The organism is Vibrio sp. J383, assembly GCF_023503985.1.
Taxonomy (GTDB): domain Bacteria; phylum Pseudomonadota; class Gammaproteobacteria; order Enterobacterales; family Vibrionaceae; genus Vibrio; species Vibrio splendidus.
This window is the reverse complement of sequence record NZ_CP097294.1, coordinates 533,155-551,332: the sequence shown is the minus strand read 5'-3', so window position 1 is coordinate 551,332 and position 18,178 is coordinate 533,155. Positions and strand designations below refer to the sequence as shown.

13 protein-coding genes are annotated in these 18,178 nt (G+C 46.1%); 6 read left to right on the top strand and 7 right to left on the bottom strand.

Annotated features, from left to right (window positions below; genetic code table 11):
• Positions 1-173: 173 nt before the first annotated feature.
• Both M4S28_RS19025 and M4S28_RS19020 read right to left on the bottom strand, forming a co-directional pair.
• Entirely contained in the window at positions 174-1,415 is a 1,242-nt protein-coding gene (locus M4S28_RS19025) for a M20 aminoacylase family protein (protein WP_249633510.1), read from the bottom strand.
• Positions 1,416-1,516: 101 nt separating this feature from the next.
• On the bottom strand, positions 1,517-2,314 hold the full coding sequence (locus M4S28_RS19020; protein ID WP_249633509.1) for a maleate cis-trans isomerase family protein: 798 nt from the start codon (positions 2,312-2,314) through the stop codon (positions 1,517-1,519).
• Positions 2,315-2,624: 310 nt separating this feature from the next.
• Here M4S28_RS19020 and M4S28_RS19015 point away from each other — a divergent pair, with 310 nt between their 5' ends.
• A complete protein-coding gene (locus M4S28_RS19015) occupies positions 2,625-3,116 on the top strand; it encodes an Lrp/AsnC family transcriptional regulator (RefSeq protein WP_004732456.1) in 492 nt (163 codons plus the stop codon).
• A gap of 186 nt (positions 3,117-3,302) precedes the next feature.
• Here M4S28_RS19015 and M4S28_RS19010 read toward each other — a convergent pair whose 3' ends face one another.
• Both M4S28_RS19010 and M4S28_RS19005 read right to left on the bottom strand, forming a co-directional pair.
• Entirely contained in the window at positions 3,303-4,502 is a 1,200-nt protein-coding gene (locus M4S28_RS19010; RefSeq protein WP_249633508.1) for a diaminopropionate ammonia-lyase, read from the bottom strand.
• Positions 4,503-4,810: 308 nt separating this feature from the next.
• On the bottom strand, positions 4,811-5,908 hold the full coding sequence (locus M4S28_RS19005; RefSeq protein WP_102562648.1) for an alpha/beta hydrolase: 1,098 nt from the start codon (positions 5,906-5,908) through the stop codon (positions 4,811-4,813).
• Positions 5,909-6,187: 279 nt separating this feature from the next.
• On the opposite strand from M4S28_RS19005, the gene M4S28_RS19000 reads away from it, so the two are divergent.
• From M4S28_RS19000 to M4S28_RS18980, 5 genes are all read left to right on the top strand, one after another.
• Complete coding sequence (locus M4S28_RS19000) at positions 6,188-6,892, top strand: response regulator (protein WP_026012327.1); 705 nt, start codon at positions 6,188-6,190, stop codon at positions 6,890-6,892.
• Positions 6,893-6,928: 36 nt separating this feature from the next.
• Positions 6,929-8,248, top strand: coding sequence for a sensor histidine kinase (locus M4S28_RS18995; protein WP_249633507.1), 1,320 nt, complete (start codon positions 6,929-6,931; stop codon positions 8,246-8,248).
• A gap of 135 nt (positions 8,249-8,383) precedes the next feature.
• Positions 8,384-8,659, top strand: coding sequence for a hypothetical protein (locus M4S28_RS18990; protein WP_004732471.1), 276 nt, complete (start codon positions 8,384-8,386; stop codon positions 8,657-8,659).
• Positions 8,660-9,223: 564 nt separating this feature from the next.
• Complete coding sequence (locus M4S28_RS18985; RefSeq protein WP_249633506.1) at positions 9,224-11,608, top strand: M4 family metallopeptidase; 2,385 nt, start codon at positions 9,224-9,226, stop codon at positions 11,606-11,608.
• 143 nt (positions 11,609-11,751) lie between these two features.
• Positions 11,752-13,308: a M28 family metallopeptidase gene (locus M4S28_RS18980; RefSeq protein WP_249633505.1), complete on the top strand. Its 1,557-nt coding sequence runs from the start codon at positions 11,752-11,754 to the stop codon at positions 13,306-13,308.
• A gap of 167 nt (positions 13,309-13,475) precedes the next feature.
• Here the strand turns inward: M4S28_RS18980 and lhgD are convergent, their stop codons facing one another.
• The 3 genes from lhgD to M4S28_RS18965 all read right to left on the bottom strand — a co-directional run bounded on the left by lhgD (position 13,476) and on the right by M4S28_RS18965 (position 18,133).
• Positions 13,476-14,690, bottom strand: coding sequence for an L-2-hydroxyglutarate dehydrogenase (gene lhgD, locus M4S28_RS18975; RefSeq protein ID WP_249633504.1), 1,215 nt, complete (start codon positions 14,688-14,690; stop codon positions 13,476-13,478).
• Positions 14,691-14,716: 26 nt separating this feature from the next.
• The gene (locus M4S28_RS18970) at positions 14,717-16,894 is read right to left on the bottom strand and encodes a TRAP transporter permease (RefSeq protein ID WP_249633503.1); all 2,178 of its coding nucleotides are present in this window, start codon (positions 16,892-16,894) and stop codon (positions 14,717-14,719) included.
• A 225-nt stretch (positions 16,895-17,119) separates the two neighbouring features.
• Positions 17,120-18,133 (bottom strand): TAXI family TRAP transporter solute-binding subunit, encoded by a 1,014-nt coding sequence (locus M4S28_RS18965; RefSeq protein ID WP_048610053.1) that lies wholly within the window; start codon positions 18,131-18,133, stop codon positions 17,120-17,122.
• Positions 18,134-18,178: the final 45 nt, after the last annotated feature.

The following is an 18,178-nucleotide window of genomic DNA, read 5'->3' as shown; positions in this document are numbered from 1 at the left end:
ACTTCACGCGCTTCAGTTTTGGCTGTGTCGACAATAAACTCCGTTTAAAGTCAGCCATCTTGCAGTGCCAATACGTCACTGCTGAATCTATTTCTGTACTTGTTACTTCTAATTAAGTTATTGCTTCTAATTGAGTTGTTACTTCTCATTGAGCTGCTTCTAAATAAGTATGTCTAAATTGATCGTGCTAAACGATCGTTCACCAACTGAATCCAGTAGCTCGCACCGAGCTTTAAGATGCCGTCATTAAAATCGTATTTAGGGTTATGCAATGCGCAACCACCGACCGATTCCGTGCCATTACCCAACAGCACATAACAGCCCGGTTTAACACGCAACATGCTTGAAAAATCTTCAGAAATTGTTAGTGGGTCGCAGGCATCATTAACGTTCTCTACACCAAGCACCTTCTGCGCGGCAGCTACCGAGTATTGGGTTTGTTGCTCGCTGTTGATGGTTGGGTAGAAGGTATTGATAAACTCGAATTCGTAAGTCGCACCAGCTGCCTGACAAATGCCCGCCACAATTCGCTCCATGCTTTGCTTGATTCGATCGAGAGAAGATTCAGTGAAGCAGCGACAGTCACCTTTAATGACCACTTGAGTAGGAATCACGTTGACCGTGCCATCGGTAATAAATTCGGTGGCAGAGACTACAGCCGTGTCGTGAATCGCACTAAGATTACGAGACACGATGGTTTGCAGACCAAGAATGACTTGCGAGCCAACGACGAGAGGATCGACCCCTTGATGCGGCAGAGCAGCATGTCCACCCACACCATTGATGGTGATCTCAAAGCTACTCTCACTGGCCATTAATGATCCGGGGCGAACCATCAATTCACCTTCCGCTAGACCGGGGAAGTTGTGAACCCCATACACCTCATCAATCGAGAATCGTTCAAACAAGCCATCATCAATCATCGCTTGCGCGCCACAACCGTGCTCTTCATCGGGTTGAAAAATGAAATACACCGTGCCATCGAAGGTCGGGTTACCTGATAATAGGTTTGGGGCTAATAGGTTTTGGGCCAATAAGTTTTCGGCTAAATAACTTGCCGCGCCAAGCAGCATTGCAGAGTGCCCATCGTGGCCACAAGCGTGCATCTTCCCATCATGTTGTGAACAGTGTGCGAAGCTGTTTTGCTCATGAATATGCAGAGCGTCCATATCAGCTCTTAGGCCAATACTCGCTTCACTTGATCCTGAACGAAGTATTCCTACTAATCCTGTTTTGCCGATGTTACGCACCACTTCGATGCCAAAGCTCTCAAGCTTACTGGCGATGAAATCAGAGGTGAGGTTGACGTCAAAGCCACACTCAGGGAAACGGTGTAAGTGTTGACGCCACTCCGTCATGCTTTGAATAAGCTGCGAAGACAGTTGGTCTGGTTTAATCGAGAAAGTAGACGGCATAGTAGTGATCCCAAAGTGTAATTCTTTGTATTAACGTTAAATGTAGAGTTAGCTTGGCTGCTGAAGTTAAACGCAAAGCGAGCAGCTTTAATCGAAGGTCGTTACAACGACTGCGACCTTCGGCAATTATCTGAGGATGGTTGGAGATGGTGCTCTAGCAGCAGCGCACCAAACCCTTTAATGGGTATGGAGTAGTTCATCAACTGAAGCGAGTGCCAAGCCAACACCTGATTGCTGCTGACAACGGGCTTATCTAATGCCACTTCAATGGATTCAATCACCGATGCTGCTCGCAACGCAGTGCAAGAGATAAACAGAAGATCCGCTTCAGGGTCACAGACTTGTATCGCGGCTTGTTTGATGTCCATTGGAGAAATGAACGTCATTGCGGTGTCATCTTCAAAACCAAAGCCTGCGATGCTCAACACTTCAATGCCTTGTGATTCAAAAAATGCCGCGACATCTTTATTTACGGCTTCGGTATAAGGCGTTAATACAGAGATACGCTTCGCTTTAAAGCTGTCGAAAGCCGATAAGGCAGCAGTCACCGGATTCGTAACCGCAGCGTTTGGGCGAGACTGATGAATGAGCTGGGTAATTCGCTCGCTTCCAATCGCTATGGTGCCGGAGGTGCAAGCGTAAATCACCACATCCAATTCGGTGCCCGGTAGGATGGTATCGGCACAAGCGGCGATTCCCGGTTCCATCTTACGCAGGTTTTCTATCGTCAATGGATTGTAGTTTCTTAGGCGGCTGGTGAACGATTGCACATCGTTTGGATACAGGGCGTTTAAATCACGCTCAATATTGAAATCTGTCGCTAACGCAATCACACCGACGCGTCCTGCTGGTGCCAATTTTTCTAATTCAAACTGTAAAGTAGCGGTTGCAGATTTCATACTTTCCAACTCCTTGAGCGAGAGTTAACATCGCCCAAAGGATGTTAACAACATGTTTCATATAATTCTCAAACTCTGTCGATTTGATCTTTACATTTCGTTCACAAGATTAATAATGCACCGATAACTTTAAGGATTATCATTAAATGATTACCTTGTTGTGCAGAAATTCCGCATTTTTTCTGCGTTATAGTGGTTTTTTGTTCTCGCTCATTGAGGTCTAAATGTTAAGGCTAAATACCTTTAACTCGATCACACACTGGTTCAAAAGAAACAATTAATTTACAAACAGATATTGGGAAGTATGGGTATGACACAGCAACCTGCATTGGTGGTCGACAGTTTCGACAAGAAGATCCTCAACATCGTACAAGACTCAAACAGAGCTACCTCAGACAAGATTGCAGAAAAGGTCGGACTCTCTCCAGCTGCTGTTCAGCGCCGTTTAAAACGCATGAGAGCGCAAGGTGTCATTCAAGCTGATGTCTCTGTTATCAACCCAAAGGCAGTCGGCCACGGAATGACGTTTATCGTTCAGGTAACGCTAGAACGTGAGCGTGTGGATTTAATGCACAACTTCAAAAAAGAGATGAGCTCGAACCGCTCAGTACAGCAATGCTATTACGTGACCGGTAGTTCAGATTTCATCATGATTGTTACGGCAGCGGATATGGAGGGTTACGACAACTTTACTCGTGAAGCCTTCTTCGACAATGCCAATATCAAGAGCTTTCAAACCAATGTGGTGATGGATAACGTCAAGGTGGGGCTGACGATTCCAATTGATGAGCAGCGCGATTGATGACCAGATCGATTGATGACCAGTGCAATTAGAAAGCAAGGCGTGTCGTGAAATGAAGTCAGAAAAGAGAGGAAAAAAAGACGGTATGAAGAAACCTTACATACCGCCAACCTTGGGGCTTACTTTATTATTCGTTGTTCGCGATTAGCTATTAACTGCTAGCTGCTAGCTATGTACTTTTCGCTATTAGATTTTATTGTCGATGATCTGTTGGTAGAGATCGGGGTCGGTTGCCCCTTCAGTACCAATAACCAACACTCGACTGTCTTGAGTCAAATTCAATTTTTCAGCGAAGTTCGGATCTTGCTTGGCGATGATCGCTGCGGCAAAACCTGGGACTGCAGATTCCCCGCCCTCTATCGCTACTTCCGTTTTTTCGCCACTTGCCAACATGCGCATCGCTTGCGGAATAGCTTCTTCGCTCAACGTCATAAAGTCATCCGCGCCATTTTGTAGAATCGTCCACGCCAAGCTTGAAACCTCACCACATGCCAAACCAGCCATCAGCGTCTCTAAGTCGCCCGTAACCACGATAGGTTTTCCAGCTTGAGCACTCTTCTGTAAGCAGTTAGCCTGTTCAGGTTCTACGATTACAAAACGTGGACGATCGACGCCCCACAAATCCCAGAAGTAACCACAGACAGCGGATGCCAAACCACCCACTCCCCCTTGCACAAAGACATGGGTTGGAATCTCGCCATCCAATTGCTCAACAATTTCTGCCAACATCACGGTGTAACCTAAAGCAACGTCTTTAGGGATTTCCATATAGCCTTCGTAAGAGGTGTCCGAAACAATCACACGATTTTGCGCTTTAGCTTCTGAGTCGGCCAAACGAACGGATTCATCGTAGTTACCAGTAATGCGTACTACTTCTGCACCGAACGCTTCCATCGCTTGCTTGCGGCCTTCCGAGACGTCACGGTGAATGTAGATAACACAACCACAACCAAACATTTGTGCGCCCCATGCGACGGAGCGACCATGATTTCCGTCAGTTGCACAGCTGACAACGATTTCAGCAACTTCTGATTTCCATTCCCCGTTGAGCAGCTCACTGATGGTCGGGTTCTTCCCATAGCGATTGGCGATTTCAATCTGAAGCTGACGAGCAACGGCATACGCGCCGCCCAGTGCTTTAAAACTCTTCAGGCCAAAACGCTGCGATTCATCTTTGTACCAAAACTTGTTTACACCGATCTCAGCAGAGATTGCATTCAGCTCGTGTAGAGGAGTAACAGAGTAGCCTGGCCATTGAGAGATATCTTTAATCGCCTGTTGAGAGTTCGCGACACTTAAAATGTCACGCTGCTCACTCGAGTATTCCAATTCAGGGCGTGCTTGAGGGTTAGCATAGTGTGTCAGAGTGCCTGCCAGTAACTGCATAAATGATCGTCCTTATTAGTCATTCACATGCTCCTTACATCGTTAGATTATAGAAACCTATCGACCAGTAAGGCTGCGGATAATAAATTCTATCGACAAAAAAGTGCCGTGATTACACATTCTTATCACACGATCTGCGGGAATTAATTGTTACATGAGTGTTAAATGAAGAATTTGTTCACCAACGAACATCGGTACTCGACGACTCAATATGCCAGTACACTAAACAACAGATGCTCAAAGGGTTGGTGACAACAACGTCATCACCAACCCTTTCAAGTCGTTTCTAATTTTAATCCGAGCTTAAGCTACTCAATGCGAGTGATGAAGCCGTATTTATCTGAATCGGTCTTAGTCACCCAGTGTTCACCATCAGATGGCGCAGAGTCTAAAGTGAAGATGTAAAAATCAATCCCTGTATCTCCCATCACCTTCTTAAAATACGTCGCTTGCTTACGGTGGCTCTCCTCAGTATACGGGAAATCTTTTGCGGTCTTATCGCCCGTCCCCCAACTGTGCACGCCGATTTGTTTGTTTAATTCAATGGCCTGCTTGGTGTTAGAGCGCTGTAAGATACGTGGATTACCAGCAGCAAATAGATCCGTACCACCCGAGAACACCGAACCCGTTGGGGTCACGATTGTCGTCATCTTGTTGTTCTTAATCATGCGCCCGGTGTACATATTGATATCGTCGTCGGCACTACCACCGATGTGGTTAGTGAACTTCAATGTCATCTCACTGCCTCGGTATAACTTCACGATATCAAAAAGCTGAGAATAGGTTGATGCACCCAGAGTTGAATTAATGCGCTCAACAGCGCCAGTCTCTTTAAGCACATCTCGGTAAAAAGCGTTGAAGGCAAACGAGGTGGTTATCGTTACCTTGTTCCCACTTTTAGTGTTGCTCAAAATCGTCGAACCAAGACTAGTCATGTATTGCGACAACTCATTGTGGTATTCAAGCTTAACGGCTTTTGCACTGTTCGCTGTTGTTTGGATTAACGTGGTCTCATTAGAAACAGAGCGTAACGCGGAGCTGCAATCAAACACGTCCAAACCCTTGCTCTCTGTGTAGATACCACAGCTATCAAACCCTGCATCAGGAAAATACAGGTCAACGCTTTGACCTAAACTATCCGCAAGCCTAACCACTTTTTGCTTATCACTAATGTCTTCCGCAAACAGAATAGTTTCATACTGCACACCATCGTAAGTCAGCTCCATTGACTCTTGGACCTCTTGTCGCTCTTGATACAACTCGCCAAGCTTAGCTGATGAAAACACGTAATCTGCCTTAGGTTTCACTTGTGCTTTAGTCGCCGCTTTACCTGAGTTGGAGCTTGAGTTACACCCAGCTAAAAGAACCAAAGGCAACGCCAGTAATGCATTTCGATAGTCGTTCATACAATTATTCCCCAAATGTTTGATGGGGTAATTCTATTGATAAATAGTTAATCTATCTGTCGTGCGAATGTAAGAGTATGTATTGGCTTTTTGAACATTGTTTTTTATTCTCCCATTAATGTAAAATCATCATTGAACTGGCGTGGAAAGTGTTTAATCATTCATGTCAGGTATTTTACGTAAAGCATGCAAATTGGAGATGCCACAATAGCTAACCACTAGATAAGGCTCCCTCACGTAATCTCAATGATTGAAACGCACGACAAGGCTGATAATGGAATGACAAAACCTAAAATGATCATCGTGGAAGACGATTTAAAACTTCAGAAAATGCTGCAGGACTACTTTGTCACGCAGGATTTTGATGTCACCACGCTAGATGACGGTAGTGATGCTGCGAAAACTATCCTTGCCGAACAACCTGACATCGTGTTGTTGGATTTAATGCTCCCTGTAACCGATGGACTGACAATCTGCCGACAGACGCGTACACACTATAAGGGTAAAATCTTGATGCTCACCGCTAGCGATGACGACTTTGATCACGTCGCTGGTTTAGAGACAGGGGCTGATGACTATGTCACCAAGCCAATCAAACCAAGAGTTCTGCTGGCCAGAGTTCGCTCGTTATTACGCCGTCAAGACGCTAATACCACTTCAGTTGATGACTCAGACAACCTTCAGTTCGATCAACTGGTTCTGAAAAACACCTATAAGAAGTGTGAACTTTCAGGTGCCGTTTTATCACTCACTGACAGTGAATTTGACCTACTTTGGTTATTAGCGAGTAACCCTGATACGCCATTATCACGTGACTATTTGACGCAAACACTGCGCGGGATTGAGTACGACGGGATTGATCGAACCATTGATAACAAAGTGGTGCGCCTAAGAAAGATTCTTGGCGACGATCACGCACCAGCAGAGAAAATTCAGACCATTCGCGGTAAAGGCTATTTGTTTGTTTCAACCGCCTGGCACTAACCTCGCTCAATACGAGCGTAATGAAAGAGATCAATTATGCGACGTATCTATTTGGAGTCCTTGTTAGGGCTATTAGTTTGCTTTATGACCGGCCTTGTCGCCTACGAGATCTGTGTCTATCAGCTCAACACCGACTACGAATATGTACTGCAAGATTACGAAGCGACGGCCCACCAGCAACTGATAGAAAACATCGCTAAGAATCAAGGTCTTGAAGCCGCTCATCAAGCGATAAACCAGTTTGTAGAAACCACACGAAATAAACTGGTCACGTTCAGCCCAGAAGATGAAATACCAGGCCCAGTTTCAGAATTTTTCAGTACCAACCCAAATACCTTTATCTTTCACGATGATGAACGTGACCTATGGTTTCGATTAGCCAGCAGTGACGATACCTATCACTACCTACCCAACAGTGAAGCGTTCGTTAGGCAAAAGATAGAGCTAGAGGATGACCTCATTTGGTTGTTCTTTTTAGCAAGCTTTATCTTGTACGGCTTATGCCACCTGTTAATCATCTTCCGCCGAGTTAAAAAGCTTGAATCTGCCACTCTGCGTTTTGCTGAAGGGGATCTCTCTTCGCGAGCCGAGACTTCAAGCGGCATTGCGATTGGGTCACTGAACAAATCCTTCAACCTAATGGCCGACCGAATTCACCGCTTAATCGAAAGTAATCGTTCGCTCACCAACGCGGTCGCCCATGAACTGCGCACGCCAATATTCCGTATTCAATGGCAAGCTGAAATGCTCAAAGACACCCAGCTAAACGAAGATCAAGAGAGAACGATTGAGAGTATTGTCGAAGACACAGAAGAAATGGAAAAAATGGTTGATGAGCTATTGTATTACGCCAAACTCGATAGCACTGACCTAGAAAACTTACAAAAACCATTAGAGATTCGAGATTTTCTCGACCACGCAATGGCGCGTTGGAACAAAGACACTCAGCTCAGCATCGACCTATCGCTACCAGAGCAACCTAGCTCAATAATGGCGGATGAAACGCTACTTAACCGAGCACTAGATAACCTAGTGCGTAACGCAATGAAATTCGCACGATCACAAGTGTCGATTGCAGCGACCGTGCATCAAGATCAGCTACAAATCGCGGTACACGATGACGGTGATGGCGTGGCAAAGGAGCATCAAGCTCGCCTGTTTGAACCGTTTTACGTTGGCGACAAAGCGCGTAACAAAGCCAAGAGCGGTCATGGTTTAGGGCTGTCTATCGTCGAAAAGATCTGTGCTCAACACGGCGCTACCGTGGAGGTAGGTCAGAGCCAAGCCTTAAAGGGTGCGGTATTCACCATTACCATTCAGCTGTGTAATGATTCAACTGACAAACCCATACAGTAACTACAAAACACCTCTGGAATAATGTTCAACATCGGTCGGGAGATGCTGTCTCCCATGAACTTATTGAATCTTGATAATCACGACACTGCTTTTGTGGCTTGCCATCTCGGTTCCAATCATTCTTAAGGTATTTTTATGAAAAAGTTATTAGTTGTTTTAGGCATTGTTTCTCTAGCAGGTTGTTCAGGTATTAACCACAATGAAGAAGTTTACACAGCGCACGCTGAGAGCTTCAACATTGTAGGCTTCCAAGTTCCGGGCAACACTCAAGATCGTGCAATGGAATTGGTTCCTGAAGGCGCAACCGTCGATACCGTTACATCAACAAATTCTGATACGACCTCTGTTTTGGGTGTTATCAACCGTATTATTGGTATTGAATATGTTCAAGTTGGCGGTAAAAAGCAGTAATTCGCTTTAGTCGCAAACCATAGCTAAGTGTATTAGTTACGTACCTTTAATCAGTAACCTGCACAAACTAAGTTAATCTAAGCCAGTGACCCGTCGCTGGCTTTTTTCATCCAGCAGTTTTTGTGCTCTGTGCCAAATAAAGCCCCATTTGGCTAACTCTCTTGTAACTAACAATTCAGAAAATAAGCCCAAAAATCGTCAATTTCTTATCAAAATTGCCTTTAAATTCGCATAATCGTCTTTCGCTCAAACTGACACTTCCAAATCGTTGATCCTTCTATCAACCCAGAGCCCGCTAATTGAGGCACAGATCAATTTACCCAAAAATCTTAATTTCCAGTAAAAAACAACACCTAATAAAATTGTCATGATTTTATAAATAAAACCTATGAGTGCGTTCAAAAATAAACAGAAACGATAACTATCTGTAAATACGAGAAATATAAGTTTCATGAATAAAAGAGATCATTGCCATGCTACTAATTAATCAGATCGAATGATGTAAATTCGTTGTGATAATTTTGTTACGTTTTCATGGATTTTACATGGAAAGAGAAAATAACAATGAAAATGAAAAAGCGTTTAGTTGCCGTTGCTATAGCCAGTGCTATGTCTTTATCAGTACATGCAAGTGAATCAGTTAGCATCGATCAACCGATCAACTTTACTAGCTTTTCTGGGTTGAACACTCAGTTAGGCGTCAGTAACGCCTCTAGCTTTAAGATGGTAAAGGAAGTTAACCTCAAAAAGCGTGGTATCTACAAAGTTAAGATCCAACAAAACATCTGGGGAACGCCAGTATGGGGACATTACCTAAATGCCACCCAAAGTGTACAAGGTGGCGCACTTAAGTCTGTTCAAGGCAACTACCTTAAAACGACGACCCTAGAGCGATCTTTTGTTAAACCATCGCTCAACAGCTCTCAAGCAGTTGAGCTTGCGAGTAAAGATCTCAAAGTTCAGGGCTTAACCAGCAAATCTTTAGACAACGTACAACATCAGCTGTTTATTTATCAGGGCGCATCTAAGCAAGGAGCTGATAAACAAGGCATTGGCTCACAAGGTGCAGACAAAACACGCCTAGTCTACGTTGTCTCTTATCTTGTCGAAGGCAGCGAACAGCCGACTCGACCATTCACCATGCTAGACGCGCACACCGGCGAAGTCATCGACCGTTGGGAAGGTATTGCTCACGCACAGATCGGTACAGGCCCAGGTGGTAACGAAAAAACAGGCATGTACGAGTACGGCACCGATTACCACTACCTTGATGTTCAAGAAGTTGGCACAGAGTGTGTGATGGAGTCTGAAAATGTCGTTACCGTTGACCTAAATGGTGCGACAGACGGCGACACCACTTACAGCTACGAATGTCCTCGTAACGAGTACAAAGAAGTCAACGGCGCATTCTCACCACTCAACGATGCGCACTACTTCGGTAACATCGTATTCGACATGTATAAGAACTGGTTCGACACTGCGCCACTCTCTTTCAAACTCATGATGCGTGTTCACTACGGAAATAACTACGAGAACGCATTCTGGGATGGCAAGGCAATGACCTTTGGCGATGGTGAAAGCTTCTTCTATCCACTTGTTAGCCTAGATGTGTCAGCACACGAAGTGAGCCACGGTTTCACTGAGCAAAACTCAGGTTTGGTTTACGCGAACCAATCCGGTGGTATGAACGAAGCTTTCTCTGATATGGCAGGTGAAGCTGCAGAATACTACATGAAAGGCACTAACGACTGGATGGTCGGCCGTAATATCTTTAAAGGCGACGGCGCTCTACGTTACATGGACGATCCATCACGAGATGGTTCTTCAATCAACAACGCATCTGAATACTACGATGGCTTGAACGTGCATTACAGCTCCGGAGTGTTCAACAAGGCCTTCTACCACCTTGCAACCACACAAGGCTGGGATACCAAAAAAGCGTTCGAGCTTTTCGTGCTATCCAACCAAATCTACTGGTCAGAAAATAGTGACTTCTGGCAAGGTGCTTGTGGCGTGAAAAACTCGGCAACCGACCTTGGCTACAATGCCGATGACGTTGTTTCTGCGTTCGCTCTTGTGGGTGTTACCCCATGTGCCGAGCCACCACTGCCGCCAGAACCGGAATATCAACGCCTTGAAAACGGTGTTGAAGCTGCGGTTGCTGGTGAAACCGGCTCAAAAACTTACTTCGATATCGAAGTACCAGAAGGCCAAGACAAGCTAACGATTGATCTTGCTGTCTCTACTGGTGACCCAGATATGTATGTCGGTCTAGATTATGCGCCAAGCTCTCAAGAGAATATCTGTAAGAGTGAAAGTGTAACCGATGAAGTGTGTGTGATTGAAAACCCAACGGCCGGTCGCTACACGGTGAACATTCTGGGTTACTCAGATTACGCAGGTGCAAATCTGAAAGCATCGTACGAATCAGGCAATGCTAACGTACCGCCAGTCTCTTCTTTCGAGCACACCATTGTCGGCAAAGAAGTCGAACTGCGCAGCACAAGTACGGACAGCGATGGCCAGATCGTTTCTTACCAATGGAACCTAGGCGATGGCAACACACAAACAGGTGAAGTGACTCGCTATACCTACGCTGAAGCTGGCGACTACGTGGTGACTCTAACCGTGACAGACGATGCAGGCGTTGCAACATCAACAAGCAAGTCGATTACGATTGAAGGGGACTCAGCGGAAGGCTTCCCATTAAAACTGAAGTTTGGTAACAAAAACCCGAATGGCAAAGCTCGCGTTAAGCTGGCATGGGATTACGACACCAATGACTACTTCGTGATTAAGCGTAATGGCAAGAATGTTGGTGCTACAGACTTTAACTCATACGTCGACAAGTTCCGTCACAACGGCACAGTGGATGTTGAGTACCAAGTGTGTACCTCAAGCGATATCTGTTCAGAAACCAAGCACTACCGTTTCATTAAAACACAATAATCGATAGTAAATTCAGGGCTCCGAAAGGGGCCCTTTTCGCGGTTAACTGTTCAGAAAATGAAACATCTACACAAAAACATCCACGCACTAAACAAAATTCACACCCATCAACACAACAATACTCACTATAAAAAGGACGACAAATGGCTATTCAAAAAAGCATGCTAGCTTTGGCTGTGCTCGGAGGCTCTTTAGCCTTAACCACCAGCACTTCGGCTTACGCATCCCTAGGTATCACACCACCAGCGAACGAAGAAGTCTGGATTACCACCGATGCTGACGCACAGCATATAATGACTCAACATGGCGCAACAGTTTACCCAAGCGTGACTGGAAACAAGCATTCCATCGTCGCGAAAATCAACCAGAAAGAGCTCGCTAAACTATCCAGCCACATGCACGAAGAAACTCACCGTTGTGGTGGCTACATGGTGCACGAAGACAAAGCAAGCGCACTCAAAGCGGCAGCTATGCCACTGACCATGAGCAGCTTCGAAAAGCCGGTGATCAGCCATCAAGATACGGTGAACGACCTACTCGCTCAGGTCGAGCCGAACAACATGGTCACGACCATCGAAAATCTAACCAACTTCACCAACCGTTTTTATACTACTTCTACTGGTGTCGCTGCTTCAGATTGGCTTTTAGAACGTTGGGAGACGGAAATTAAAGATGTGCCTTATGCGTCTGCACGCCAGATCACGCATGCCGAATATCCGCAAAAATCCGTTGAAGTGACACTGCTTGGCGCTAAATATCCTGAAGAGATCGTCGTTGTTGGTGGGCACCTTGATTCGACCGTTGGATCTTGGACAAGCGAAGGCACCATCTCACCGGGAGCCGATGATGATGCGTCTGGCATTGCAACAGTAACAGAGTCGCTTCGCCTGATGATCGCCAGTGGCATTCAGCCAGACAAAACGATTAAGTTCTATGGTTATGCGGCAGAAGAAGTGGGCCTACGTGGTTCTCAAGATGTCGCTAACGCTTTAAGAGATGAACAAGCCAACGTTGTGTCGGTATTGCAATTAGACATGACCAACTACAACGGTTCGGCGCACGATATCACCTTCATCACGGACTATACCGACAGTAACTTAACCGCCTACTTAAGCGAGCTGATCGACACTTACGCTAGTGAGATCAGTTACGGTTTCGATGATTGTGGCTATGCCTGTTCTGACCACGCTTCTTGGCACAATGTTGGCTACCCAGCCTCCATGCCATTCGAGAGCATGTTCAATGATTACAACCCAAGTATTCATACCCAGCACGATACGCTTGAGAACTCCGATCCTACAGCGACACACGCGACCAAGTTCGCCAAACTGGCCATTGCTTACCTTGTCGAAACCAGCCTTGATTCACCGGTTGCAGGCCCTAAAGAGCTGCAAAATGACGTGCCTGTTGAAGGACTTACTGCAGGATATGGTGAAGAGCAGTTCTTCACATTTACAACGGAAAGTGCAGGTCAATTAACAGTAACATTAACAGGCCCTCGTAGTGGCGATGCCGACCTTTACGTGAAACACAACGGCACCGTATCGAAAGCGAGCTACGATTGCCGTCCATACCAGAACAGCAGCAACGAACAGTGTGTATTAGACATGCCTGTGGGGGAATTCAATATCATGGTGCGCGGGTATCGCAACTTTAACGATGTCACCATCGTCGCTAACTTCGTCCCTGATTGGCTGTAAGATTAGTTAATTGACTAACAGTTAAACCGAGTAAACACGGCTAAAACTAAAAATCCGCAAGCCCACGATCATAAATAGATTGGAGCTTGCGGATTTTTATTGTCTACGTTCTTCACTTGCTATGAAAAGCCCTGTTCGAACAAACAAGCCATTAGTTCAATTAACAGTTAAGACGTTTTTTTCATCACCTTGCCACAAATGTATTCGCCAATCGGCATCGCAGAAGTCGCTGCCGGCGATGGCGCGTTACATACATGCAAGCTTCTTGGGCTTTCGGCAAACAGAAAATCATGAACTAAGGTGCCATCCTTGAGGACCGCTTGGGCACGAATGCCTGCTGGGTATGGTTTGAAATCTGACACTGTAATGCTCGGGCAGTACTTGTTCACTAGCTTTAGATAGCCCGGCTTCCACCACGAATTCTTAAACTCGACCAAACCGGTTTTTAGATTATTCGCAGTCACTTTCCAAAAGCCCGCAAAGCTCAGCATCTGCCAAGTGTCCTTAAAACTAAAGTTAAGCTTGCCATAACCTTCTCGCTTCCAGCCTTGAACTGCATTTGGCCCTACTGTTACGGAGCCATCAATCATGCGTGTTAAATGCACGCCCAAGAAAGGCAGTTCTGGGTCAGGGATAGGATAGATAAGATGATTCACCACTTGGTTGTGTTTGGCGTCTAACTGATAATATTCACCGCGATAAGGGACGATTTGGAAGTCGGTTTCAATGCCAAGCATGCTGGTCATTCTATCGGCCATCAAACCTGAACATGTGATCAAGAATCGGCTGTTCAATTGTAGAGTTTGACCATCGACTTTGCACGTTAACTGCACCTCATCTGCTTGCTCATCCGCCATAATCACTTCCGTGCCTAGACTGAGCTTACCACCCGCTTCAACAAACTCTTGAGCCATCACTTCGGTGACTTTTTTGTAGTCGACGATACTGGTGGTTTTGACATAAATCGCGCCCAAGCCCGTGATGTTTGGCTCGGCTAGTTTCAGCTGCGCTTGATCTAAGAGGTCGACATCAATGTCGTTATCATGACAACGTTGATAGAGCGTGTTCATACGCTCCACTTCCTGCTCATTGGTCGCGACCAACAGCTTGCCACAGTTTTCGACAGGGATATCGTGTTGGCTGCAAAAGGCGATGGTGCGCTCTACGCCACGCTTACAGAAATCCGCCTTTAAGCTGCCTGGAGCGTAGTAAACGCCAGCGTGAATCACACCACTGTTATGGCCAGTTTGGTGCTGCGCGAAGCCACGCTCCTTTTCGACTAAAAGGATACTTTTATCAGGGTGAGCTTGCTGTAATTGCCATGCCGTCGACACGCCAACAATGCCACCACCAACGATAATATAGTCATATGTTGAGTTCATAATAATCCTACATTCAATCCTTTTAATTATAGGGAAGACACAACAGTGTCAGGTTCATTTTGAGGCAACGATTCTTGCTCATCTTCCGGTTCCTTTTTCACTTGATTGGCATCGTATTGACGAGCCGTGTGAATAAAGAGACCAACGAAAAGTGCAACGCACACTATGCGAATCACGACGGAAATGTCAGGCCAAACCAATGCCACACCCAGCACGATTAACACAGCACGAGTCAGCAGATTAATTTTATTTTCTAGATAGCCTTCAATCGCAGCAACAAACGCGTAAGTACCAATAATAGCAAAACCACCCGTGACCAAAACGGAGGTCACATCCCAACTTACCAAGTTAGTGTAGGCAATCAACAATGGCACTAAGTACAAGCCTTTTGCTATCTTCCATGCCATTAAACCGGTTCTCATTGGTGGCGTTTTAGCAATGGTCGCGGCAGCAAATGCGGTTAAGCAAACTGGCGGGGTTACGTTGCTGTCTTGCGATAGCCAGAAAATGATCAAGTGTGCAGAAAGCAGTGCAAGGCTGATCGCTTCTAAGCCCAAGCTTTGCTCAAGCAGAGTTTCGACAAAATCAGCAGGGACTAACGCAATCATCTCTTTGGCGGTTTCGAGTGCCATTGGCGCATTCAGTAAATCTAATTTTTCTGGCGCCGCCAACATGAAGATAGCTTTCGCCTGTTCAGGTAACTGACCCGAAACCAACAAGTCTAGCAACTGGCTTTCAGCAATCAGTTTGTATAAGGCAGGAGCCGACAGAGTACCCAACACGATGTAAGCCGCGGTTACCGGTAAGCCCATACCCAGAATCAAAGATGCCAGTGCGATTAAGGCTATCATCACCAACAAATCACCGTTCGCCCAGCTGTTGATCATCAATGAGAAGGTGTTACCAATACCCGTCGTGCTGATCACGTTGATAACTAATCCAATGCCTACCAACAACACCGCCGTGGTCGCCATGTTTTTTGCGCCTTGAGAAAGCGCTTCGATGATCGCCTTTGGACCCATTTTGTGATTTTTAGAGAACCATGAAGCCACGACGACAGACAGAATCGAGATACCCGCTGCGTAAGTCGGCGTGAAGCCCTTCACCAACAGAGTCACCAACACCGCTAATGGGATCAGATTGTGCCAGCCCGACAGCAATACCTTCAATAGAGGTTCACAGCCAGAAGTGACTTTTTGCACGCCACTGCGTTTTGCTTCAATACGCACGAAAAATGCCACAGACAAAAAGTAGATAAGCGCAGGTAAGAAGGAAACCGCAATGATGTCGACATAAGGGATCTGCGTGTAAGAGGCCATGATAAACGCCCCCGCACCCATCACTGGTGGCATCAACTGCCCGCCCGTCGATGCAGCCGCTTCAACACCTGCCGCGAAACGCGAAGGGAAGCCTGCTTTTTGCATCAAAGGAATACTGATCACGCCCGTCGATACGGTATTTGCTACGCTCGAACCGGACACCGAGCCCATTAAGCCTGAGCCAATTACCGCGATGAAGCCGGGGCCACCAATCACCTTGCCAGCCGCTGCGCGAGACACATCAATGATGTAATCACCGACACCCGAACGCACTAAGAATGCGCCAAATAAGATGAACATAAACACGAAGGTCCAGCTGATTCTAGAGATCGAACCGAACATCCCTTCTGATGAGTAAAAGCTTCGATAAAGCAGTGTTTCAAGGCTTAGACCCGGGAAGTGGAAGATGCCGCTGGTCCATTGTCCCCACAGCACCACATAGCTCAAACACACCAAGATAAGCACCGGAATAAACCAGCCCATGGTGCGACGAATCAGCTCAATAACGATGGCAATCGCCAAGATAGAGAAGAACCAATCACTGGCGATAAACTTCACGCCTCGCTCATACAAAGCATCTTCTGCAAAGGGGATGTAGATAAGACAAGCCAGAGCTGCCAAAGCGATTCCGATATCGACCGCCAGAGCGATCTTGCTCTTTTTCAGCGAGATATGGGCGGGATACCAAAGTGCACAAATGATCGCAAAGCCAGCAAAGTGGGTCGCCGAGATCCAAAGCTCTGGCAAAGTAGATAAGGTGTTAAACCAAATGTGTAATAGGGAGAGTATCACTCCCATTGTCGTTATCGCTTTGCCTACCCACGGAAAATCCGTTCGGGTCGGCAGTTCAAATTTTTTCAGTTCCTGCTGCAGCGAATCGCTCATAGAAAACTCCTGCTCTCCGCAGCAAACACGAAGAGAAAATCCATAAAGTGAGTAGGTGCACGAACACATTCTTGAGCGAACGTGCACCAAGCAATTAAGTCACGAAGGGGGTCGTTGATGGCAACAAACCGTTAGTTCACAGACCAATAGTTAGTTCACGAACCAATAATTAGTTAGCGACAAATCATTAGCTCACGAACCAATAGTCACCTGACAACAGATAAGCTAGTTAACGATCAACTCAGAAGGGACATCGATGCCCACTTCTTGGTAGTAACGTGCAGCGCCCGGGTGAAGTGGAACAGGCAGACCTGCTATCCCTTTCTCGAGTGCCATTGCTTTGGTTGCTTTGTGGATACCTTGTAGGAAAGGTAGGTTTTCATAGATAGCTTTGGTCAGCTGATACACGTCTTCTTCAGAAATGTCTTCACGAACCGCTAGGAAGTTGGGTTGAGCGATAGTGGTGATCGGCTTATCAACACCTGGATAAGTGTTTGCAGGGATCTCATATTTAGTCCAGATATTGTAATCGCCGTTCGCTTGTTTGATTTGCGCATCGGTAAATGACAGGATTTGAATGTCTTCACCCAAGGCTGCAAACGCTTGAGTTACCGCGCCAACAGGCACGCCAGCAGGCGTATTCATACCATCGATGGTGCCATTTTGTAGTGCGCTGGCACTGCCGCCGTAACCCATAAAGGCGAGTTTAAATTGTTCTGGGTTAACCGACAGGCCTTGCATGATCTGGCGTCCTGAATTCTCTGTACCTGAGTTCTTCTTACCGATAGAGAATTTCTTGCCATTTAGATTTTCTAAATCACTCATGGTGCCCGTTTCTGTCAGATCAGAACGCACAATAAAGTGTTCAACGTTTTGCCATAGCATAGAGACTGAACGCAGTTGTTTTTGACTGCCTGACTTCTCATATGGACCAAGCCCTTGCCACGCCCACGCGCCATACAAACCTTGCAGAATGGCAAACTGTGCTTCGTTCTCATTGAGAAGTTTCACGTTCTCGCCCGATCCTGCAGAGCTGATAGCCGCCAAAGAAAAGTGCTGCTTTGGCGCAAGCTTAACTTTACTCAATGTCGCTAGAGCAACACCTACCGGATAGTAAGTCCCACCCGTTGAGGCCGTCGCTAAAATGTAGCTGCGGTCTTCTTGAGCTGAGGCGTTACTGATAAGGCCAATAGAGGCCATTGCGATTGCTAAAGTTTTAACTAGCTTGTTGTATTTCATTATTACTCTCCATGTAGAGTTATTCACGTTATATTTTTGTTAACA

What these genes read in the sequence shown, in the direction of transcription:
- M4S28_RS19025 (WP_249633510.1), bottom strand. Translation starts at nt 1,415, where the DNA reads ATGCCGTCTACTTTCTCGATTAAACCAGACCAACTGTCTTCGCAGCTT.
- M4S28_RS19020 (WP_249633509.1), bottom strand. Translation starts at nt 2,314, where the DNA reads ATGAAATCTGCAACCGCTACTTTACAGTTTGAATTAGAAAAATTGGCA.
- M4S28_RS19015 (WP_004732456.1), top strand. Translation starts at nt 2,625, where the DNA reads ATGACACAGCAACCTGCATTGGTGGTCGACAGTTTCGACAAGAAGATC.
- M4S28_RS19010 (WP_249633508.1), bottom strand. Translation starts at nt 4,502, where the DNA reads ATGCAGTTACTGGCAGGCACTCTGACACACTATGCTAACCCTCAAGCA.
- M4S28_RS19005 (WP_102562648.1), bottom strand. Translation starts at nt 5,908, where the DNA reads ATGAACGACTATCGAAATGCATTACTGGCGTTGCCTTTGGTTCTTTTA.
- M4S28_RS19000 (WP_026012327.1), top strand. Translation starts at nt 6,188, where the DNA reads ATGACAAAACCTAAAATGATCATCGTGGAAGACGATTTAAAACTTCAG.
- M4S28_RS18995 (WP_249633507.1), top strand. Translation starts at nt 6,929, where the DNA reads ATGCGACGTATCTATTTGGAGTCCTTGTTAGGGCTATTAGTTTGCTTT.
- M4S28_RS18990 (WP_004732471.1), top strand. Translation starts at nt 8,384, where the DNA reads ATGAAAAAGTTATTAGTTGTTTTAGGCATTGTTTCTCTAGCAGGTTGT.
- M4S28_RS18985 (WP_249633506.1), top strand. Translation starts at nt 9,224, where the DNA reads ATGAAAATGAAAAAGCGTTTAGTTGCCGTTGCTATAGCCAGTGCTATG.
- M4S28_RS18980 (WP_249633505.1), top strand. Translation starts at nt 11,752, where the DNA reads ATGGCTATTCAAAAAAGCATGCTAGCTTTGGCTGTGCTCGGAGGCTCT.
- lhgD (WP_249633504.1), bottom strand. Translation starts at nt 14,690, where the DNA reads ATGAACTCAACATATGACTATATTATCGTTGGTGGTGGCATTGTTGGC.
- M4S28_RS18970 (WP_249633503.1), bottom strand. Translation starts at nt 16,894, where the DNA reads ATGAGCGATTCGCTGCAGCAGGAACTGAAAAAATTTGAACTGCCGACC.
- M4S28_RS18965 (WP_048610053.1), bottom strand. Translation starts at nt 18,133, where the DNA reads ATGAAATACAACAAGCTAGTTAAAACTTTAGCAATCGCAATGGCCTCT.